17 protein-coding genes and 1 tRNA gene are annotated in these 17,524 nt (G+C 41.8%); 15 read left to right on the top strand and 3 right to left on the bottom strand.

The annotated features are described in order from the left end of the window. Positions 1-236: 236 nt before the first annotated feature. The 15 genes from ACOYVE_RS04490 to ACOYVE_RS04420 all read left to right on the top strand — a co-directional run bounded on the left by ACOYVE_RS04490 (position 237) and on the right by ACOYVE_RS04420 (position 14,636). Positions 237-310 (top strand) — tRNA-Val (locus tag ACOYVE_RS04490). 44 nt (positions 311-354) lie between these two features. Next, the gene (thrS, locus tag ACOYVE_RS04485) at positions 355-2,292 is read left to right on the top strand and encodes a threonine--tRNA ligase (protein WP_014854752.1); all 1,938 of its coding nucleotides are present in this window, start codon (positions 355-357) and stop codon (positions 2,290-2,292) included. A 32-nt stretch (positions 2,293-2,324) separates the two neighbouring features. After that, complete coding sequence (gene infC, locus ACOYVE_RS04480) at positions 2,325-2,831, top strand: translation initiation factor IF-3 (RefSeq protein ID WP_422881007.1); 507 nt, start codon at positions 2,325-2,327, stop codon at positions 2,829-2,831. Between the two features lie 13 nt (positions 2,832-2,844). Continuing rightward, a complete protein-coding gene (gene rpmI, locus ACOYVE_RS04475; RefSeq protein ID WP_014854750.1) occupies positions 2,845-3,039 on the top strand; it encodes a 50S ribosomal protein L35 in 195 nt (64 codons plus the stop codon). Between the two features lie 13 nt (positions 3,040-3,052). Next, entirely contained in the window at positions 3,053-3,400 is a 348-nt protein-coding gene (gene rplT / locus ACOYVE_RS04470) for a 50S ribosomal protein L20 (RefSeq protein ID WP_014854749.1), read from the top strand. A 71-nt stretch (positions 3,401-3,471) separates the two neighbouring features. After that, positions 3,472-4,461 carry a phenylalanine--tRNA ligase subunit alpha gene (gene pheS / locus ACOYVE_RS04465; RefSeq protein ID WP_014854748.1) on the top strand — a complete coding sequence of 330 codons (990 nt, stop codon included), beginning with the start codon at positions 3,472-3,474 and terminating at the stop codon, positions 4,459-4,461. Between the two features lie 13 nt (positions 4,462-4,474). Beyond that, a complete protein-coding gene (gene pheT, locus ACOYVE_RS04460) occupies positions 4,475-6,868 on the top strand; it encodes a phenylalanine--tRNA ligase subunit beta (protein ID WP_014854747.1) in 2,394 nt (797 codons plus the stop codon). Further along, the gene (locus tag ACOYVE_RS04455) at positions 6,868-7,176 is read left to right on the top strand and encodes a hypothetical protein (RefSeq protein WP_014854746.1); all 309 of its coding nucleotides are present in this window, start codon (positions 6,868-6,870) and stop codon (positions 7,174-7,176) included. Before pheT ends, ACOYVE_RS04455 begins: the two co-directional genes overlap by 1 nt. 31 nt (positions 7,177-7,207) lie before the next feature. Continuing rightward, a complete protein-coding gene (gene zapA, locus ACOYVE_RS04450) occupies positions 7,208-7,507 on the top strand; it encodes a cell division protein ZapA (protein ID WP_014854745.1) in 300 nt (99 codons plus the stop codon). A gap of 244 nt (positions 7,508-7,751) precedes the next feature. Further along, positions 7,752-9,317 carry a ribonuclease Y gene (gene rny, locus ACOYVE_RS04445; protein WP_041356149.1) on the top strand — a complete coding sequence of 522 codons (1,566 nt, stop codon included), beginning with the start codon at positions 7,752-7,754 and terminating at the stop codon, positions 9,315-9,317. A 77-nt stretch (positions 9,318-9,394) separates the two neighbouring features. Continuing rightward, entirely contained in the window at positions 9,395-9,997 is a 603-nt protein-coding gene (coaE, locus tag ACOYVE_RS04440; protein WP_014854743.1) for a dephospho-CoA kinase, read from the top strand. Positions 9,998-10,007: 10 nt separating this feature from the next. After that, entirely contained in the window at positions 10,008-10,919 is a 912-nt protein-coding gene (locus ACOYVE_RS04435) for a proline dehydrogenase family protein (RefSeq protein ID WP_014854742.1), read from the top strand. Next, positions 10,916-11,950, top strand: coding sequence for a tRNA (adenosine(37)-N6)-threonylcarbamoyltransferase complex transferase subunit TsaD (tsaD, locus tag ACOYVE_RS04430; protein ID WP_014854741.1), 1,035 nt, complete (start codon positions 10,916-10,918; stop codon positions 11,948-11,950). Before ACOYVE_RS04435 ends, tsaD begins: the two co-directional genes overlap by 4 nt. Continuing rightward, a complete protein-coding gene (mltG, locus tag ACOYVE_RS04425) occupies positions 11,950-12,996 on the top strand; it encodes an endolytic transglycosylase MltG (protein ID WP_422881003.1) in 1,047 nt (348 codons plus the stop codon). Before tsaD ends, mltG begins: the two co-directional genes overlap by 1 nt. Continuing rightward, entirely contained in the window at positions 12,972-14,636 is a 1,665-nt protein-coding gene (locus ACOYVE_RS04420; protein ID WP_014854739.1) for an Ig-like domain-containing protein, read from the top strand. Before mltG ends, ACOYVE_RS04420 begins: the two co-directional genes overlap by 25 nt. Here the strand turns inward: ACOYVE_RS04420 and ACOYVE_RS04415 are convergent, their stop codons facing one another. The 3 genes from ACOYVE_RS04415 to ftcD are packed head-to-tail and all read right to left on the bottom strand — an operon-like array spanning position 14,637 to position 17,524. After that, entirely contained in the window at positions 14,637-15,863 is a 1,227-nt protein-coding gene (locus ACOYVE_RS04415; protein WP_014854738.1) for an exo-beta-N-acetylmuramidase NamZ family protein, read from the bottom strand. After that, complete coding sequence (locus ACOYVE_RS04410) at positions 15,860-16,489, bottom strand: cyclodeaminase/cyclohydrolase family protein (protein WP_014854737.1); 630 nt, start codon at positions 16,487-16,489, stop codon at positions 15,860-15,862. Before ACOYVE_RS04410 ends, ACOYVE_RS04415 begins: the two co-directional genes overlap by 4 nt. Before the next feature lie 18 nt (positions 16,490-16,507). Then, positions 16,508-17,524, bottom strand: a complete 1,017-nt coding sequence (ftcD, locus tag ACOYVE_RS04405; protein ID WP_014854736.1) for a glutamate formimidoyltransferase — start codon at positions 17,522-17,524, stop codon at positions 16,508-16,510.

Genomic DNA, 17,524 nt, shown 5'->3' with positions numbered 1-17,524 from the left:
GGCGGGTAGGTCACAGGTTCGAAATAATATTATACATTGACAAGATAAATTAACTAATTATTAAAAAAGAAAATAGTTTTATGAGTTAAATAAATTAAATGGGTTCTTAGCTCAGTTGGCTAGAGCGACCCGCCTTGGCGGGTAGGTCACAGGTTCGAAATAATATTATACATTGACAAGATAAATTAACTAATTATTAAAAAAGAAAATAGTTTTATGAGTTAAATAAATTAAATGGGTTCTTAGCTCAGTTGGCTAGAGCGTCTGCTTGACGTGCAGAAGGTCACAGGTTCGAGTCCTGTAGAACCCACTAACTATCGGAGTTAGCTCCGTTTTTTTTTGTTCAGGAAAATTATGAATAACGATAAAATAAATATTAAATTCCCCGACGGCTCGGTCAAAGAGTTCCCGAAAGGCGTTACGGTTATGCAGATAGCCGAGAGTATCTCCAAACGGCTTACCGAGGAGGCTCTCGTTGCCAAAATTAACGGAGACGTAAAAGATTTATCGACTCGGATAAACGACGACGCCGAAGTTCAGATACTTACTTTCAACGACCCGGAAGGAAGAGAAACTTATTGGCATTCAACGTCTCATTTGATGGCTCATGCCATTCAATCGCTTTTCCCGGAAGCTAAATTCGGTGTCGGTCCGGCTGTAGAAACCGGATTCTATTACGATATCGATATCAATTCCAAGTTGAGCGATTCGGACCTCGAGAAAATCGAAAACAAAATGCTCGAAATCGCCAAACAGGATAATCCGTTTAAAAGAATTGAATTGAGTAAAAACGAAGCTGTTGAATTCTTTAAGAAAAAAGGCGACAACTATAAACTCGAAATTTTGAGCGAACTCGACGATTCGAAGGATATCATCAGTATTTATGAAGAAGGCGATTTCGTGGACTTGTGCACGGGACCGCATTTGCCGAGCACCGGAAAAATTAAATACATTAAGCTTCTTAACGTATCGGGCTCATATTGGCGAGGGGACGAAAACAACAAACAACTTCAGAGAATTTACGGCGTTTCCTTTCCGAAAAAGAAAATGCTCGAAGAGCATCTTACTTTGCTCGAAGAAGCCAGAAAGAGAGACCACAGAAAACTGGGCAAGCAATTAGATTTGTTCAGCATTCACGAAGAAGCAGGCGCAGGATTAATTTATTGGCATCCGAAAGGCGCCCGAATAAGAAATACAATCGAAACTTTCTGGCGCGCCGAACATATTAAAAACGGATACGATTTATTGTATACGCCGCACATGGGCAAGGGCTGGCTATGGGAAACGAGCGGTCACCTTTCTTTCTACAAAGAGAATATGTATGCGCCAATGAGCATTGACGAGCAGGATTATTATGTTAAACCGATGAACTGCCCGTTTCATATAATGATTTATAAATCGAAACTCCGTTCCTACAGAGATTTGCCGCTCAGATGGGCGGAACTCGGTACGGTTTATCGATACGAAAAAAGCGGCGTATTGCACGGATTATTGAGAGTGCGCGGATTTACTCAGGACGACGCGCATATCTTCTGCACTCAGGAACAGATAGAAGACGAAATTATTGAAGTAGTTAGATTCTCGATTTACATGCTCCGATCGTTCGGATTCGAAGACCTCAAATTTTATGTTTCTACAAAACCGGAAGACGCTATCGGGGACGATACAATCTGGGAAAAGGCTTCCAATTCGCTTAAACATGCTCTCGAAAAAGAAAGTCTCGATTACGAAGTAGACGAAGGCGGCGGAGCTTTTTACGGTCCGAAAATCGACATTAAAATTAAAGACGCTCTGAATCGCGAATGGCAATTGAGTACTGTCCAGTTCGATTTTAATTTGCCGGAACGTTTTGAAATGAGTTATATCGGCGAAGACGGAAAAGAACACAGACCTTTTATGGTTCACAGAGCGCTGCTCGGTTCTATCGAAAGATTCATGGGAATTCTGATAGAGCATTATGCGGGCGCATTCCCAACATGGCTTGCGCCGGTTCAGGTTGCAATCATTCCGGTTTCGCAGAATTATCTCGACTATGCCGCCGAAGTGCATAAAAAATTACTGGATGCCGGTATCATATCGCATCTCGACGAAAGAAACGAAAAAATCGGTTATAAAATACGCGATTGGGAAACCAATAAAGTTCCTTATATGGTTATCGTAGGAGAAAAAGAAAAAGAAAGCGGTTCGATTTCCGTAAGACGTCATAAAATCGGCGACCAGGGTTCTCAATCAATTGAAGAATTTATCGAGCAATTACAAAACGAAATAGTAAACAGAATTAATCACAATTAAAGAGGTAGTATATCGCACAAGTAAAACACCGGGTGAATGAAGAAATCAGAGCGCCCGAAATTCGTTTAATCGATGAAAAAGGTGAACAGGTCGGAATTGTTTCCGTCAAAGAAGCATTAAACAGAGCTCGTGAAGCTGGAATGGATTTGGTCGAAATAGCGCCGCAGGCAAAACCGCCGGTGTGCAAAATAATCGATTACGGTAAATTTGCCTACGAGCAGCAAAAACGCGAAAAAATGCAAAAGAAAAAACAACAGGTTACCGTATTAAAGGAAATTCGTTTACACCCGAATACCGATACGCACGATTTTGAATTTAAGGCCCGGCACGCTGCAAAATTTATTGAAGACGGCAACAAAGTAAAAGTTTCCGTAATTTTTAAAGGCAGAGAATTAGCATATACCGAAATTGGCGAAGAACTGCTCAGAAAATTTCTCGATAAATTGTCCGACGTGGCAAAAGTAGAGCAGGAACCCAAGTTTGAAGGCAGAGCGATGCATGCCATATTAGCACCGCAAAAAGGGAAAAAGAAAAAATAGATAAGGTGACAAGATGCCAAAAATGAAAAGTAATCGAGGCGCCGCTAAAACTTTCAGAGTTACAGGAAGCGGTAAAATCAAACGCAACAAAGCTTATAAGTCTCACATTCTGACTTCAAAGTCGAGAAAAAGAAAAAGAAATTTGCGTAAATCGACTTTGGTTTCGAAAGCCGATTCAAAACGAATTAAAGTTTTGATACAACAATAGGAGAGGAAAAGAAATGCCACGCTCAGTAAATCACGTTGCGTCGAAACAAAGACGTAAGAAGATTCTTAAGTTGGCCAAAGGTTACTGGGGCGCGCGCAGTAAAGTTTATACTGTCGCCAAGCACCATGTAGAAAAAGGTCTGCAGTACGCTTACAGAGATCGTAAAGCCAAAAAGAGAGAATTCCGTTCGCTCTGGATAGTTCGTATTAATGCCGCTGCTCGTCAAAACGGTACTACTTATTCGCGACTTATAGATGCTTTGAACAAAAAAGGAATTCTTATCAATCGCAAAGTATTAGCTAATCTGGCTGTGGAAAATCCGCAGGCTTTTTCGGAAATAGTTAAATTCGCGATTAATTAATTTTACCATCCCTTCCGTATCGGGGCATTGACTGTACGGAAGGGAATTTTTTTAAATTCTCAGGTAAGGCTATGATCGACAAAATTACTGAAGCCAGAAAAGAATTCGACTCGCACGTCTCAAATGTCCACGACCTCAAATCCCTCGAAGAACTGCGCCTTAAATTTCTCAGCCGCAAAGGCATTATCCAGAATTTCTTCGAGGAATTCAAAAAACTTTCGACGGATGAAAAAAGAAAAGTCGGAAAAATTCTCAACGAATTTAAAATCTATTCGCAGTCCGTTTTCGAAGAACTGAAAGAAAAACTCGAAGCTCAAAAAAAGAAATCCGAAAGTTTCGTCGATATTACGCTGCCCGGCAGGGTAAGACAAATCGGCAGCAAGCATTTGATTACCCAAACTCTCGACGAGATCAAATCGATTTTTAAAGGGCTCGGTTTTTCTGTCTACGAAGGACCCGAAGTCGAATCGGACTACAATAATTTCGAAGCGCTCAATTTTCCCGAAGACCATCCAGCGCGCGATATGCAGGACACGTTTTTTATCAACGATAAATTTCTCTTGAGAACTCATACATCCCCTGTTCAAATCCGATTGATGAGTCAAAAGAAACCGCCGATTAGGGCGATTATGCCGGGTAAAGTATTCCGAAACGAGGCGATAAGCGCCAAAAGCTATTGTCTGTTTCATCAGGTCGAAGGTCTCTATGTCGATAAAGACGTTACGTTTGCCGAATTGAAAGGCACCCTCGTTTCGTTCATTAAACAGTATTTCGGACACGACGTTAAATACAGATTCAGAACCAGCTTCTTCCCGTTTACGGAACCGAGCGCGGAAATGGATGTTTGGTGGCAGCCGAAAGGAAAAGAAGGCAGATGGCTCGAAGTTCTCGGCTGCGGAATGGTCGACCCGAATGTTTTGAAAAATGTAGGCATCGATCCTGAAGAATACGTCGGCTATGCTTTCGGCATGGGGATCGAAAGAACCGCCATGAGAAAATACGGCATCGACGATATTAGAATTTTATTCGACAGCGATTTACGCTTTTTAAATCAATTCTAATCAGGGTGATTAAATGAAAGTTTCTCTAAACTGGCTTAAAGTTTATATTGATCTCGAAGACATTACAGTTGAACAGATTGTCGATAAACTTACTTTTGCAGGACTGGAAATAGAAGAGGTAATCGATCAGGCTAAAATTTATGAAAATATTGTCGTCGGTTATGTTAAGGAGAAGAAAAAACATCCGAATGCCGACAAGCTATCTCTTTGTATAGTAAACGACGGCAGCCGCGATTACAGCGTAGTTTGCGGAGCTCCCAACGTTGCCGAAGGACAAAAAGTGCCGTTGGCAAAAATCGGCGCAGTCATCCCTTCAAACGGATTGAAGATCGAGAAAGTGAAATTGCGCGGCGAAGTTTCCGAGGGAATGATCTGTTCTGAAAAAGAGCTCGAAATTAGCGACAATCACGAAGGCATAATGGCGCTCGATTCCTCCCTCGAACCGGGTACGCCGTTTTCGAAAGTTATGAATCTGGACGATGTTGTTTTAGATATTGCAATTACTCCCAACAGAGCAGACGCCCTTAGTCATATCGGAATTGCCAGGGATTTAGCGGCTCTCTTCGACAAGAAATTAAAATTACCCGAAATCAAATTGGATGAAACCGGCGAAGAGTCCGCTAAATATGCTTCTGTGGAAATTATTGATCCTGAAAATTGCCCGCGCTACGTTGCCAAAGTTGTTTTGAATGTTGAAGTAAAAGAATCGCCGGATTGGTTGAAAAAAAGAATCGAAAGTATCGGTCTGCGTCCGATCAATAACGTAGTGGACGTAACGAATTTTGTTTTGTACGAAGTAGGGCAGCCGCTCCATGCGTTCGATCTCGATAAATTGGCAGGTAAAAAAATTGTGGTTAAAAAAGCTCACGAAGGCGAAAAATTTGTAACGCTCGATTCTAAAGAGAGAATACTTTCGGAAGCGGATTTGATGATTTGCGATGCGGAAAGACCCGTTGCAATTGCCGGCGTTATGGGCGGCGAAAATTCCGAAGTGACTCCGGAAACGAAAAATATTTTGATCGAAAGCGCTTTCTTTAATCCTTCTTCTGTAAGAAAAACGGCAAAAAGACTCGGACTCCAAACAGACGCTTCGTATCGCTTTGAACGCGGAGCCGACTATAACATCGCCGTTTGGGCTGCAAGGCGCGCGGCTCAGTTGATTGCAATGACGGCGGGAGGTAATGCCTGCAAATCCGAAATCGACGCCTATCCAAAACCTTTCCCGACTAAAAACGTGGAATTACGGTACGAAAGGATAAAAAGAATACTCGGTTACGACGTCGATAAAGAAACGGTCAAAAAAATATTTATAAACCTCGGTTTCGGATTGAGCGAATCGGCTGAATCTCTGAAGCTTGAAGTTCCCTCATACAGACACGACATCGAAAGGGAAATCGATTTGATCGAAGAAGTAGCCAGAATTTACGGTTACGATAAAATACCCGAAGTCGAAAAAATATCCGTTACGCTCGAAGAAAAAGTAGATCAGTCCGAAAGCAACGACACGGTTCGGAATCTTTTAAATGCCCTCGGTTTCTATGAAATACTGACAAATTCCCTCCTCAGGGAGGAACTAGCAAAAGAATACGGCAATCCGCTCGGCGTGTTGAATCCTCAGAGCGCCGAGATGTCTCATTTGAGACCTTCGTTGATTCCCGGCATGCTGCAGGCAATTTCGAATAACATCAAAGTTAACGAAAAAAATCTGCAACTTTTTGAAATCGGGAAAGTGTTCGAAAAAATCAACGATGTAATTAACTCTTTCGAGGATTTCCGGGAGAGCGAGCATTTGATCCTCGGACTGACGGGAAACGCTATAGAAGACGAGTGGTACGAAAAAGAGAGAAAATTCGATTTCTACGACCTCAAAGGTTTTACTGCCGCATTTCTGAATAAATTTCTACCGGGCGCCGAATTTGACGTCAAACGCCTCGATTCGGATAAATTCGAATATGGAATGGAAATCCTTCTTGACGGCCAAGTGATTGCCCTGGGCGGTAAATTGAAAGACGATCTATTGAAACCTTTCGAAATTGAGCAGGATGTGTATGCTTCGGTTTTCTACCTCGACAAAATTAAGTCGATTCAACGCGGAGCGCCGGAATTTAAGGAATTGCTCAAGTTCCCAAAAGTATACAGAGATTTTGCATTCGTTCTCGACAAAGAAATTGAAGCGGGCGAAGTAATTAAAGTTATAAGGAATGCAAGCAGTAACTTGTTGCATCATATTAAGTTATTTGATATTTTTCAAAGTGAAAGTTTAGGTATGGACAAAAAGAGTCTTGCTTTCAGACTCGAATATTACGATAAAAGCAGGACATTGACCGAAGAAGAAGTAGACAAAGAGTTTCGACGAGCCATAAAAGCAGTCGAAGAAAAATTTAATGCCAAATTAAGAGGCAGTTGATGCCCGAATTAAACAAATACGATTTGTTCCTTGAAGAGCTCGGATCGCTCGAAAAAGAAATTTACTATTTTTTGCAAAAAGGTCAGGAACTCGTAGAAGCCAATAAGTTGTTAAACGAAAAAATAAATCTGCTCGAAAGAGAAAATAGTGAATTAAAGAAAAAAATTTCCGATATTGAAAGCAAGTTGAGTAAAATTTCAGAAAACGAATCTCAATTAATTGTAAGTGGAAACAAGGAGGAAAGGGAAGCATTAAAAAATAAAATAAGCGAATTGATAGAAAGGATTGACTATCATTTGCGTTCTTAAAAATAATGTATGATGATGGAAACGATATAAAATGGCCGAAAAAAAGAAGCTTAAAGTAAAAATATTTGATAAAGAATATTCTCTATTAGTAGAAAATCAGGAAGTAGCAGCTGAGCTGGCAGAGTATGTCAACAGAATGATGGAAGAAACACAGGAAGAACTGCCCGATCAACCTAAGGATACGATAGCAATAATAGCAGCGTTAAATATCGCTTACGATTTATTCGTTGAAAGGAATAAATACCGGGAATTCAGTATCCAGGCTACCGATAAGATAAAGAAAATAAAGCTTCTTTTAGACGAGTCCAATTTTATATCCTCACCATCATAATCCAAGGTTTTCCGCAGAGCCGGTGGATTTATAAAAAAGAACTAACAAATAATAACTAAAAGGGTTATTGACTCACGGCGTGTATTACAGGCCTCGCCCGGTTTCGATCGGGATCTCGTCTTCGGACGGGACAGTGGAAGTAAAAAGCGTCGGGCAATTTCCCGCATTGCTTAGGAAAGGGTTCTTTTCCTATAAAGCAACGCCGGCTCCTGCGGGCTATTATATTCTTATTTATGGAGGTATTATGCAATTGGAGTTGTACATGGTGTTAATTGGTGCAATAGTTTTTGTGGCGGCTTTCTTGCTCGGTTGGTTCATTAATTCAAAAATCGGCAAGAACAATATTGCACTTGCTAAAGAAAAAGCTCAAAAAATCGTCGAAGAAGCTGAAAAAGAAGCCAAGCATATAAAAAGAGAAAAACTTCTCGAGGTCAAAGACGAGTGGTTGAAAAAGAAACAAGAGTTCGACAACGAAGTAAATTCAAAAAGACAAAAACTTCAGAATTACGAAAAACAACTCGAATCCCGGGAAGATAATCTCGAAAAAAAATATGACGTCGTTAATCAAAGAGAAAAGGCTTTAAAGGATTTAGAAAAACAACTTCAGCTTCAAAAAGAAGAAATCGAAAAGAAACAGGAAGAGCTTTCGCGTTTATTGGTCGAGCAGAATTCCAGACTCGAAAAAATTGCGGGTCTCACGTCGGAAGAGGCTAAAAAAATGCTGATGGAAAATATGCTAAACAAAGCCAAAGCCGACGCGGCTCAGATGATTAAAGAAATTAGAGACCATGCAAAAGTAGAAGCCAAAAAGGAAGCTCAAAAAATTGTTATTCAGGCTATTCAAAGGACTGCCGTCGACCACTCGGTCGAATCGACGGTCTCGGTCGTTCAAATTCAGAACGACGAAATGAAGGGACGCATTATCGGTCGCGAAGGACGAAATATTCGCGCCTTCGAAGCGGCTACCGGAGTCGATGTGATTGTCGACGATACTCCGGAAGCTGTAATCTTGTCGGCGTTCGACCAATTTAGACGCGAAGTGGCTCGCATTGCCCTTGAACGCCTGATTGCAGACGGCAGAATTCATCCTGCTCGTATTGAAGAAGTGGTCGCCAAAGTCGAGCAGGAACTCGACGAGGAAATCCAGAAAGAAGGCGAAAATACGCTTATTCAACTCGGTCTTCACGGTTTGCACCCCGAGCTCGTTAAGCACGTCGGCAAAATGAAATATCGTTCGAGTTACGGTCAGAACTTGCTGCAGCACAGTGTCGAAGTGGCTTATTTGACGGGCATAATGGCTGCCGAACTCGGTTTCGACGTAAATCTGGCAAAACGCGCCGGATTGCTTCACGATATCGGTAAAACAATCGACCGCGACGTCGAAGGTCCTCATGCTCTTCTCGGTTACGAACTTACCAAAAAATACCGGGAACACCCGATAGTTGTAAATGCCGTCGGCAGTCACCATGAGGATATTGAAATGGAACACCCGATAGCGGCGTTGGTGCAAGCAGCCGATGCAATTAGCGGCGCTCGTCCCGGCGCGCGACGTGAACCTCTCGAAAGCTACGTCAAACGTCTTGAAAACCTCGAAGCCCTCGCAAAATCGTTCGAAGGCGTTGCCAAAACTTATGCTATTCAGGCGGGCAGGGAAGTAAGAGTGGTTGTTGAACCTGACCACGTCGACGATACTCTCGCCGACAGACTTTCCTACGAAATTGCCCAGAAAATTCAGGACGAAATGGAATATCCCGGGCAGATAAAAGTTACTGTCATAAGAGAGGTTAGGAAAATAGCATACGCGAAATAGATTTTACGGCTGCTTTATAATCTCATTCGTAAGATTATAAGGCAGCCTTTATTGTTTCAGTTATTACCGGAATTTTTGTGAAAGAAAAATTATTGATTGGCATAACCGGGGGACTCGGCGCCGGCAAGTCGGTAGCCGGCAAATATATTGAATCGAAAGGTTATCCGGTTATTCTCTCCGACGCTCTCGCCAAAGATTTAATGAAAAACGATCCGTCTGTCAAAAAAAAATTAGTCCGACTCTTCGGCGACGACATCTATATTAAGGGTGAGTTAAATACGGGACTTCTGGCGGAAAAAATTTTCAACTCGAGCGAATTGTTGTCAAAGGTTAATTCGATTGTACATCCGCCTACAATCGAAGCGACTTTGAATTTAGCTGAAAAATATTTCAAGAAGCATGATATTGTATTCGTGGAGTCGGCGATTTTGTATGAAGCCGGTATGGAGGATCTGTTCGACTTTGTAATTCTGATTTATTCGCACGAAAAATTGCGTATCGAAAGAGCGATGAAAAGAGGACTGTCGAAAGAAGACGCGCTCAGACGAATGGAAAATCAAATGAAAGACGAGCTGAAGAAAAAGAGAGCCGATTTTGTGATCGAGAACAACTCGACAATTGAAGAATTGCATAAAAAATTGGATTTTGTACTTAATTTGATTTCAATGACACAATCATAAAGGTGAAAAAGTGAATCCCATCAATCGTGCAATTGTAGAATTTGTGAAGCTGCTGCCAAAAGCGGTAGTGCGCAAATTTGCAAACCGCTATATCGCCGGCGAATCTTTAGTGGACGGAGTGAGAGTTGTCAAAGAACTCAACTCCAAAGGGATTATTGCAACCATGGATGTTCTCGGTGAATCGGTTACAAACAAAGATGAATCCGTTCAGGCAAAAAAAGAATATCTTGAAGTTCTGGACGCCATCGAAAAACACAAATTGAAATCGAATATTTCAGTTAAACCAACTCAAATGGGACTTAATATCGACAGGGAATTTTGTTACGAACAAATTGCCGAACTAGCCGAGAGAGCCAAACTTTATAATAATTTTGTAAGAATCGATATGGAAGATTCTTCCACCACCGACGACACATTTTATGTTTACAGAAAATTAAAAGAAAAATATTCAAATGTCGGCATCGTTATTCAGGCTTATCTTAAAAGGACGATGGACGACATTAAACATCCCGAAATGAAAGACGCCAATTACAGGCTTTGCAAAGGAATTTATATCGAACCGGAAGAAATCGCTTACAAAGGGAAAGAGGAAATCCGTAAAAACTTTTTGAGAATACTCGAGTACCTGCTCGACAACGGAAACTACGTTGGAATTGCCACTCACGACGATTTCCTGGTAAATAAAGCTTATGAGATGATTAAAGAGAAAAAACTCGGCAAAGACAAATACGAATTTCAGATGCTCTACGGAGTTAAAGAAAAATTGAGAGACAGGATCAACTCAAACGGCGACGCCATAAGAATTTACGTGCCGTTCGGTAAACACTGGTATAATTATTCGATCAGACGCCTGCAGGAAAATCCGACGGTCGCCTGGTATATTACAAAGAGTGTCTTTATGCCAAATACGGTATCGAAATGAATGTATTGGGTATTGAAACATCGTGCGACGAAACCTCAGTTGCAGTTATAACCGACGGGAAATTAAAGGCTAATTTAATATCGTCGCAAGATTTTCATACCGATTACGGCGGAGTGGTGCCCGAACTCTCGAGCCGCGCGCATTTGCAGATTATTATGCCATTGATTAAAAAAGCTCTCGATAAAACAGGCTTTAAGCTCGAAGATATGGATGTTATTGCGGCTACCGCCGGACCGGGCTTGATCGGAGCCCTGTTGGTCGGGCTGAATTTCGGGAAAGGACTGGCATATTCTCTCGGCAAAACGTTTATTCCTGTCAATCATATCGAAGGTCACATTTTTTCGGGATTCCTTATGGAAGAAAAACCCGATTTCCCTTATCTCTGTCTTGTAGTTTCGGGCGGGCATACTCTATTGTTGCTGGTACAAAGTGATTTCGAGATAATAAAACTCGGAACGACGGTCGACGACGCAGCCGGCGAAGCGTTCGACAAAGTATCGAAAATGCTCGGTTTAGGTTATCCGGGGGGACCGTTGATTCAAAAGAATGCTGAAATTTATAACGGGGAATTAATCGACTTTCCCGTGTCGCGCTGTAAAAACAAGTACGATTTTTCTTTCAGCGGCTTGAAAACCGCTGTGCTGAGATTTCTCGAAAAAGAATACGGCGGGGTGGGGAAAGCTCCGGAGAAAGATATCCCGATGCTCGCGGCTTCGTTTCAGAAGGCAGCCGTAAGAGCTCTTGTAGAAAAAACGGAACTTGCTTTGGGCGAATTTAATCCTAAGTCGCTTTCACTGGTCGGAGGCGTCGCAGCAAACAAATTTTTGAGGAATAAATTGGCAGAAACGGCAAAAAGACACAATAAAAAATTTGTTGTCCCGGCGTTGGAGTTTTGCGGCGATAACGCCGCTATGATTGCATACAGAGGGATGAAACTTTACGAAGGCGGTTACAGTTTTAATTTTGACTTTAATGCCTATCCGGGCTTAAAGGAAAATCCTTTCTTTAAAGAATATTCGAGCGCGGAGTAATGCAAAAAATAAATTTGAAGAAATACTTTTCGAACAACGAATTATATCTTATTGCGGGAGTATTTGCATTTGTGCTTTCCGTACTTGTGTTTACATTCTTCTCGCCAAATTACTTCGATTCGGATGAACCTGTTGAATTGGTAATTCCCAGAGGCGCCACTCTCAACGAGGTTGTCGATTCTCTCTATTCGAAAGGTGTGATAAAAGGAAAATTCAACATCAAAGCGGCGGCTTTTATCTACGGGGCGGACAAAAAAATCAAAGCGGGTAAATATAAAATTCCAAACGGACTAAGCTATCTCGACTTGATTGAGCTTTTTATTAACGGCAGTCCGGTAGAACAGGTGAAGATTACAATTCCGGAAGGAATTTGGTTGAAAGATCTGGCGTCGCTTTTGAAAAGAGAACTGGGCGTCGATTCTGCGAAGGTTATGGAACTTAGCAAAAGCAGGTCGTTCCTCAGCTCGCTCGGTCTCGGAGACGAGGTCGAATCACTTCAGGGTTACCTTCTGCCGGAGACTTACTATTTCTATCCCGACAGCGACGCCGAAACCGTATTGAGAAAATTAAAATCGGAAATGGATTCGGTTTTCGACAATCCCGAAATTCAAAAGCGAATGAAAGAATTGGGAATGAACAAACACGAAATTCTTACGCTCGCTTCGATTATCGACGCTGAATCGAACGATTTCTCGGAATTCAAAACTATTTCGGGCGTATATCATAATCGTTTGAAAAGGGGTATGCTGCTGCAAGCCGATCCTACCGTTCAATTTTTGATCCGTCACAGAAGGAATAAAAAAGTTTATTATAAAGATCTGGAAATTGAATCTGAATATAACACATATAAACATCCGGGATTGCCGCCCGGACCTATCAATAATCCGGGAAAAGACGCTATAATGGCCGCTCTTTACCCAGAGAAACATAATTTTTATTATTTTGTCGCCGACGGCAACGGCGGGCATAAATTTGCTTCCACACAAAGAGAGCACGAACAGAACGTACTGGAATACAGACGATGGCGAAGAAGTCAAAACAATTAATATTACTGATAACGTTGATGATATTGCAAAGTTGCGCAAATCAACTGCCGCCGGGCGGCGGACCGGAAGATACAATGCCTCCTTCTGTTGTTGAAGTGTATCCCCCTGCCGGCGCTACAAATTTTAATGACAATGCTATTGAGATTACTTTCAGCGAATATATTAATAAAAATTCCGTACGAAACGCGATTTTTGTTTCGCCGCCTTTGAAATATCCTTTTAAATACGACTGGAGCGGCAAAACTTTACGCCTCGAACTTAGAGATACGCTTAAGAGGAATACAACTTATACAATTACAATCGGCGCCGAGGTGGAGGATTACAATAAAGGGAATAAAATGCTCGAACCGTTTACTTTTGCTTTTTCAACGGGCAATACGATCGACATAGGAAAAGTAGCCGGAAAAGTTTACGACGACGACCCCTCGGGAGTAATGATCCTGGCTTACAAAGACGCGTCTGATACGGTCGACATATCCGCTGAAAAACCCGATTATATTTCCCAGGTGGGAAAGAACGGGCGATACACTCTGCTCGGTCTCGGGAACGGAGAATATAAAATAATCGCGCTTAAAGATAAACTGAACGACCTGAAATATCAGATTAGCGACGATTATTACGGCGTTCAATACAAAAGAGTGATCTTAAGCGACGGGAATACGGAAATTAACGACCTCGATTTTATGTTAACCCGGGGCGACACAATACCTCCCAAATTATCGAATGCCAATGCGATTGACAGTTACAAGTATTTGATCGAATTTAACGAAGCAGTCGACAGCGCAAATATTGGTTCCGGTAATTTCTATCTGGTCGATTCGCTGACGAATAAAAAATATTATTCCCGCTTCTTTTACAAGGGAAGAGGCAAGAAGAATCAATTCTATATTTCGTTGCAGGACACTTTACCTGAAAGCGGCAGGATTTTTCTTGTAGCGGAAAATATACCCGATTTGAAAGGCAATCTGACGAGCTACGATATTATTCCGATAACCCCTGTTGTAAAAGCCGATACTTCCGCTCCCGTATTTATCGGCATTGAAGGAGTTTATCCCGAAAATAAAATCGATTATGAGAATCCCGTAATAAAATGCAAATTCGACGAAGGATTTTATTTACCCGACAGTTTCGTGATACTCTCCGATAAAAAGGGGAATATCTTTTCTTACAGAATTGAAAAGACGGACGATGCGGCTTTTAACATAATCGTAAAATCGAGGCTTCGTCAGGCGACGGAATATGAAATGAAAATCGATCTCGGTAAAATAACCGACATTGCCGGCAACAAAGTCGATTCTGTTCTGACGGTAAATTTTACGACTGCAAGCGACCTTGAATTTTCCGCAGTATCCGGCAATGTAATTTGCAATTCCGATACTTCGAATATATATGTTGTTATTAAAAATATCGACACGGGGAAAAATTATCTGGAAAAAACGGATGCAAACAAGTTCGCTATTAATAAAGTGTTGCCGGGTAAATACATAATTTGGCATTTTATCGATAAGGACGGAAACGGTAGTTATTCATACGGCAGCGTTAAACCGTATAAATTTGCCGAAAAGTTCTATTACTATCCCGACACATTGAATTTGAGAGCTCGCTGGCCTGTGGGCGACGTGAATTTGTATTGTAAATAATTATTTGTAGATAAGGTATTTCCGTATATTCTTTTTGTATTTATCGAGCCCTTCGTTTAGTAATTCTTTTATGTCGTTTACTTTGTAATTTTTTGTAAATGCTTTTCTTATTTTGTCCGTACCCGTCACCAGGTCGAACATTTTTATTCGCGAAGAATCGGCGAGAGAAAAAAGTTTTTTCCCGGGATAAAGTTCATTGTGAACTTCCATAAAATAGAATTGTATTGTTAATAATTCAGCGGCGTCTTTGTCTGTAATATAAATTTGCACGCCGTTGAGAACGGTATCTTTCCATTTGCCGTAGTACGGTTTGTATGTAATAGGACGAAATTTAACTCCGCGTAAATTGAGAGCGTTCATTCTTGCGGCAAGCAGGTCGGGGTCAATCCATTCGGCGGCTATTGTTCTGAAGGGCAGCGTGTATCCCACTCCGATAGAAACTACGTTCAGTTCGCCGAGTATTCCCGTTGCTGCCATATAATAGGGCGTTTCCGAATCGGGCACGTGATTGGACGTAGGCGTCCACAGCAATCCCGTATCTTCAAAACTCATTTGCCGGTTCCAGTCTTCCATCGGAATTACCTTCAGATTACATTCTTTCCCTTTCTGCTTTAAGATTTCTCCGTTAATAAAACGCGCCAGTTCGCCGGGCGTTAGACCGTAGATATAAGGTACCGGGAAATAACCGACAAAAGATTTGAAGAGAGTGTCCAGCGGCGCTCCTTCCGTTTTAATGCCGTTGAAAGGATTGGGGCGGTCGAGTATAACGAACTCCTTATTGTTTTCGGCAGCGGCTTCCATTGCCAATCCGAGCGTCGAAATGTATGTATACGAACGCAAACCGACATCCTGAATATCGTATACAAGCGCGTCGATGCCTTTCAACATTTCGCTCGTGGGTTTTTTTGTCTCGCCGTAGAGAGAATAAACCTTAATTTTTTTGTGTCGTTCCGAATCGATCGGTTCTCCGGCGCTTTTGCTGCCGCGTAATCCGTGCTCGGGTGTAAAAACGGCAACCAGATTAATCTTTTCGCTATTCAGGAAAATATCCACAGTGGAAATTAAATCTTTGTTGACCCCGGTCTGATTAGTAATCAGTCCCACGTTTTTACCGGATAATTGCGCAAAATCATATTTGATCAATACATCAATGCCCGGCAGAACATTCTGAGCCGGGCATGTGAAGTTTAACAAAAAAAGAAAAGCGAGAAGAGATATTTTTTTCATTGAGAAAGCGAGTCTTTTATAATTTTTGTAATCAATTTAACGTTATGATCGATATCGTCGATCAATGCGTCGGCGCTTTTCAATATTTCGCGCGCTATGGTTTTATTCTCGAGCGAACTTACGTTGATCAATATATTCAAATAAGCTCCGTTAGCCGCGGCGCCAATTAACGTTGCCGCCACTCCGGCGTCGGATATCGAATTCTTGTTGCCTTTTTCGGCTGCAGTCTTGATGTGAATAAAAACCGCCGAACAGTTTTTCAATACTTCCATAGGAATTGCCGCCGCTTCGAGAGTAGCGTCTTGAATCGCTTTCTTACGCGTTTCTGCCTGCTCTTCGTTTTCTTTGGGTAGTTTGAAAGCGTTCATAACACGGTTAAACGCTTCGTTATCTTTTTCGGCGAGTATCAAAAAGTTTTTCTGGTAAGTCAGGAGCTTCTCTTTTGCCTCTTCGATTTCCTCTTGTACATCATCGTATTTTTTTTTGCCGATGGTCAAATTGCATACCATAATGCCGAGACTCGAAGCCAAAGCTCCGCAGAATGCCGATACATTGCCGCCGCCGGGGGTAGGGGACGACGACGAAATTTCGTTAAGATATTGTTCTACGGTTTTTTTGATATCCATATTAAATCCTTTTTTTTATTATATCATGTATTCGATGATTTTTTCTTCGGGTTTGAATGGAGCTAAAGAATCCAAACCGAGATTTTCGATTGCCGCGTTAATTAATTCCTTTTCGTTTTCGATTCTGTTGTCGGTATAAAATCTGCCCGCCATTAAAAGCGCTTCTTTAGGCACGAGACCGACAATCTCGCTCCCTTTTACCTTGACGCCCAAACGAGCGGCTTCCTTTTTAACTTCTTCGAAGGCAACGTGAATCGGCGTGATGTTATAGTTTGTCAGATTCATGGAGACCTGCGTCAGATTAAATTTTTCGAGAGCTACTCCCATTCCTTTAACGGATTTTAATCTGCCCGGAACTCTGACGGTCTTACCGTCTTTTTTAATTACATTGCCGTTTTCGTCGCGTTTAGGGTAACCGCTTTCTCTCAAAATTTCCGCAATTTTTTTTGCGTACGACAAATCCGCCGAATCGATATTGACGTTATATGCAATAAGAAAGAAACGCGCTCCCGTTACAATTGCTCCCAATTTGGGATTAAATACCGCCGGTCCGTAGTCGGGCTGCCATTCGGGATCTTTTAATTTTTCTTCAAGTCCTTCGTATTCTCCTTTCCGGATATTTGCAAGATTTTGTCTTTCGGGTTTGCGAGCCGAATTTTCATATAAATAGACCGGCACGTTTAATTTACCGGAAATTATTTCGGCATACTTTTCCGAAATTTTCACGCATTCTTCCATCGTGCTTCCGGAGACCGGAATAAACGGCACGACGTCGATGGCTCCGATTCTCGGATGTTCGCCTTTATGGTTTCTCATGTCGATATGTTCAGCGGCTGCTAGGCTTGCATTGACGGCTCCGTTCAATATCCCTTCGTCGCTGCCGGCCATTGTCACTACTACGCGATTATAATCCCCGTCGGGCTCGAGATTCAATAATTTTACTCCGTCAATCGAATCGATTGCCGATTTGATTGCTTCGAAAGTTTCATTGTTTTTGCCTTCGCTGAAATTTGGAACGCATTCGATTATTTTCAT

It is taken from the genome of Melioribacter sp. (genome assembly GCF_049325435.1).
GTDB classification, from domain to species: Bacteria; Bacteroidota; Ignavibacteria; order Ignavibacteriales; family Melioribacteraceae; genus Melioribacter; species Melioribacter roseus.
This window is presented reverse-complemented; position numbering and strand designations above follow the sequence as displayed.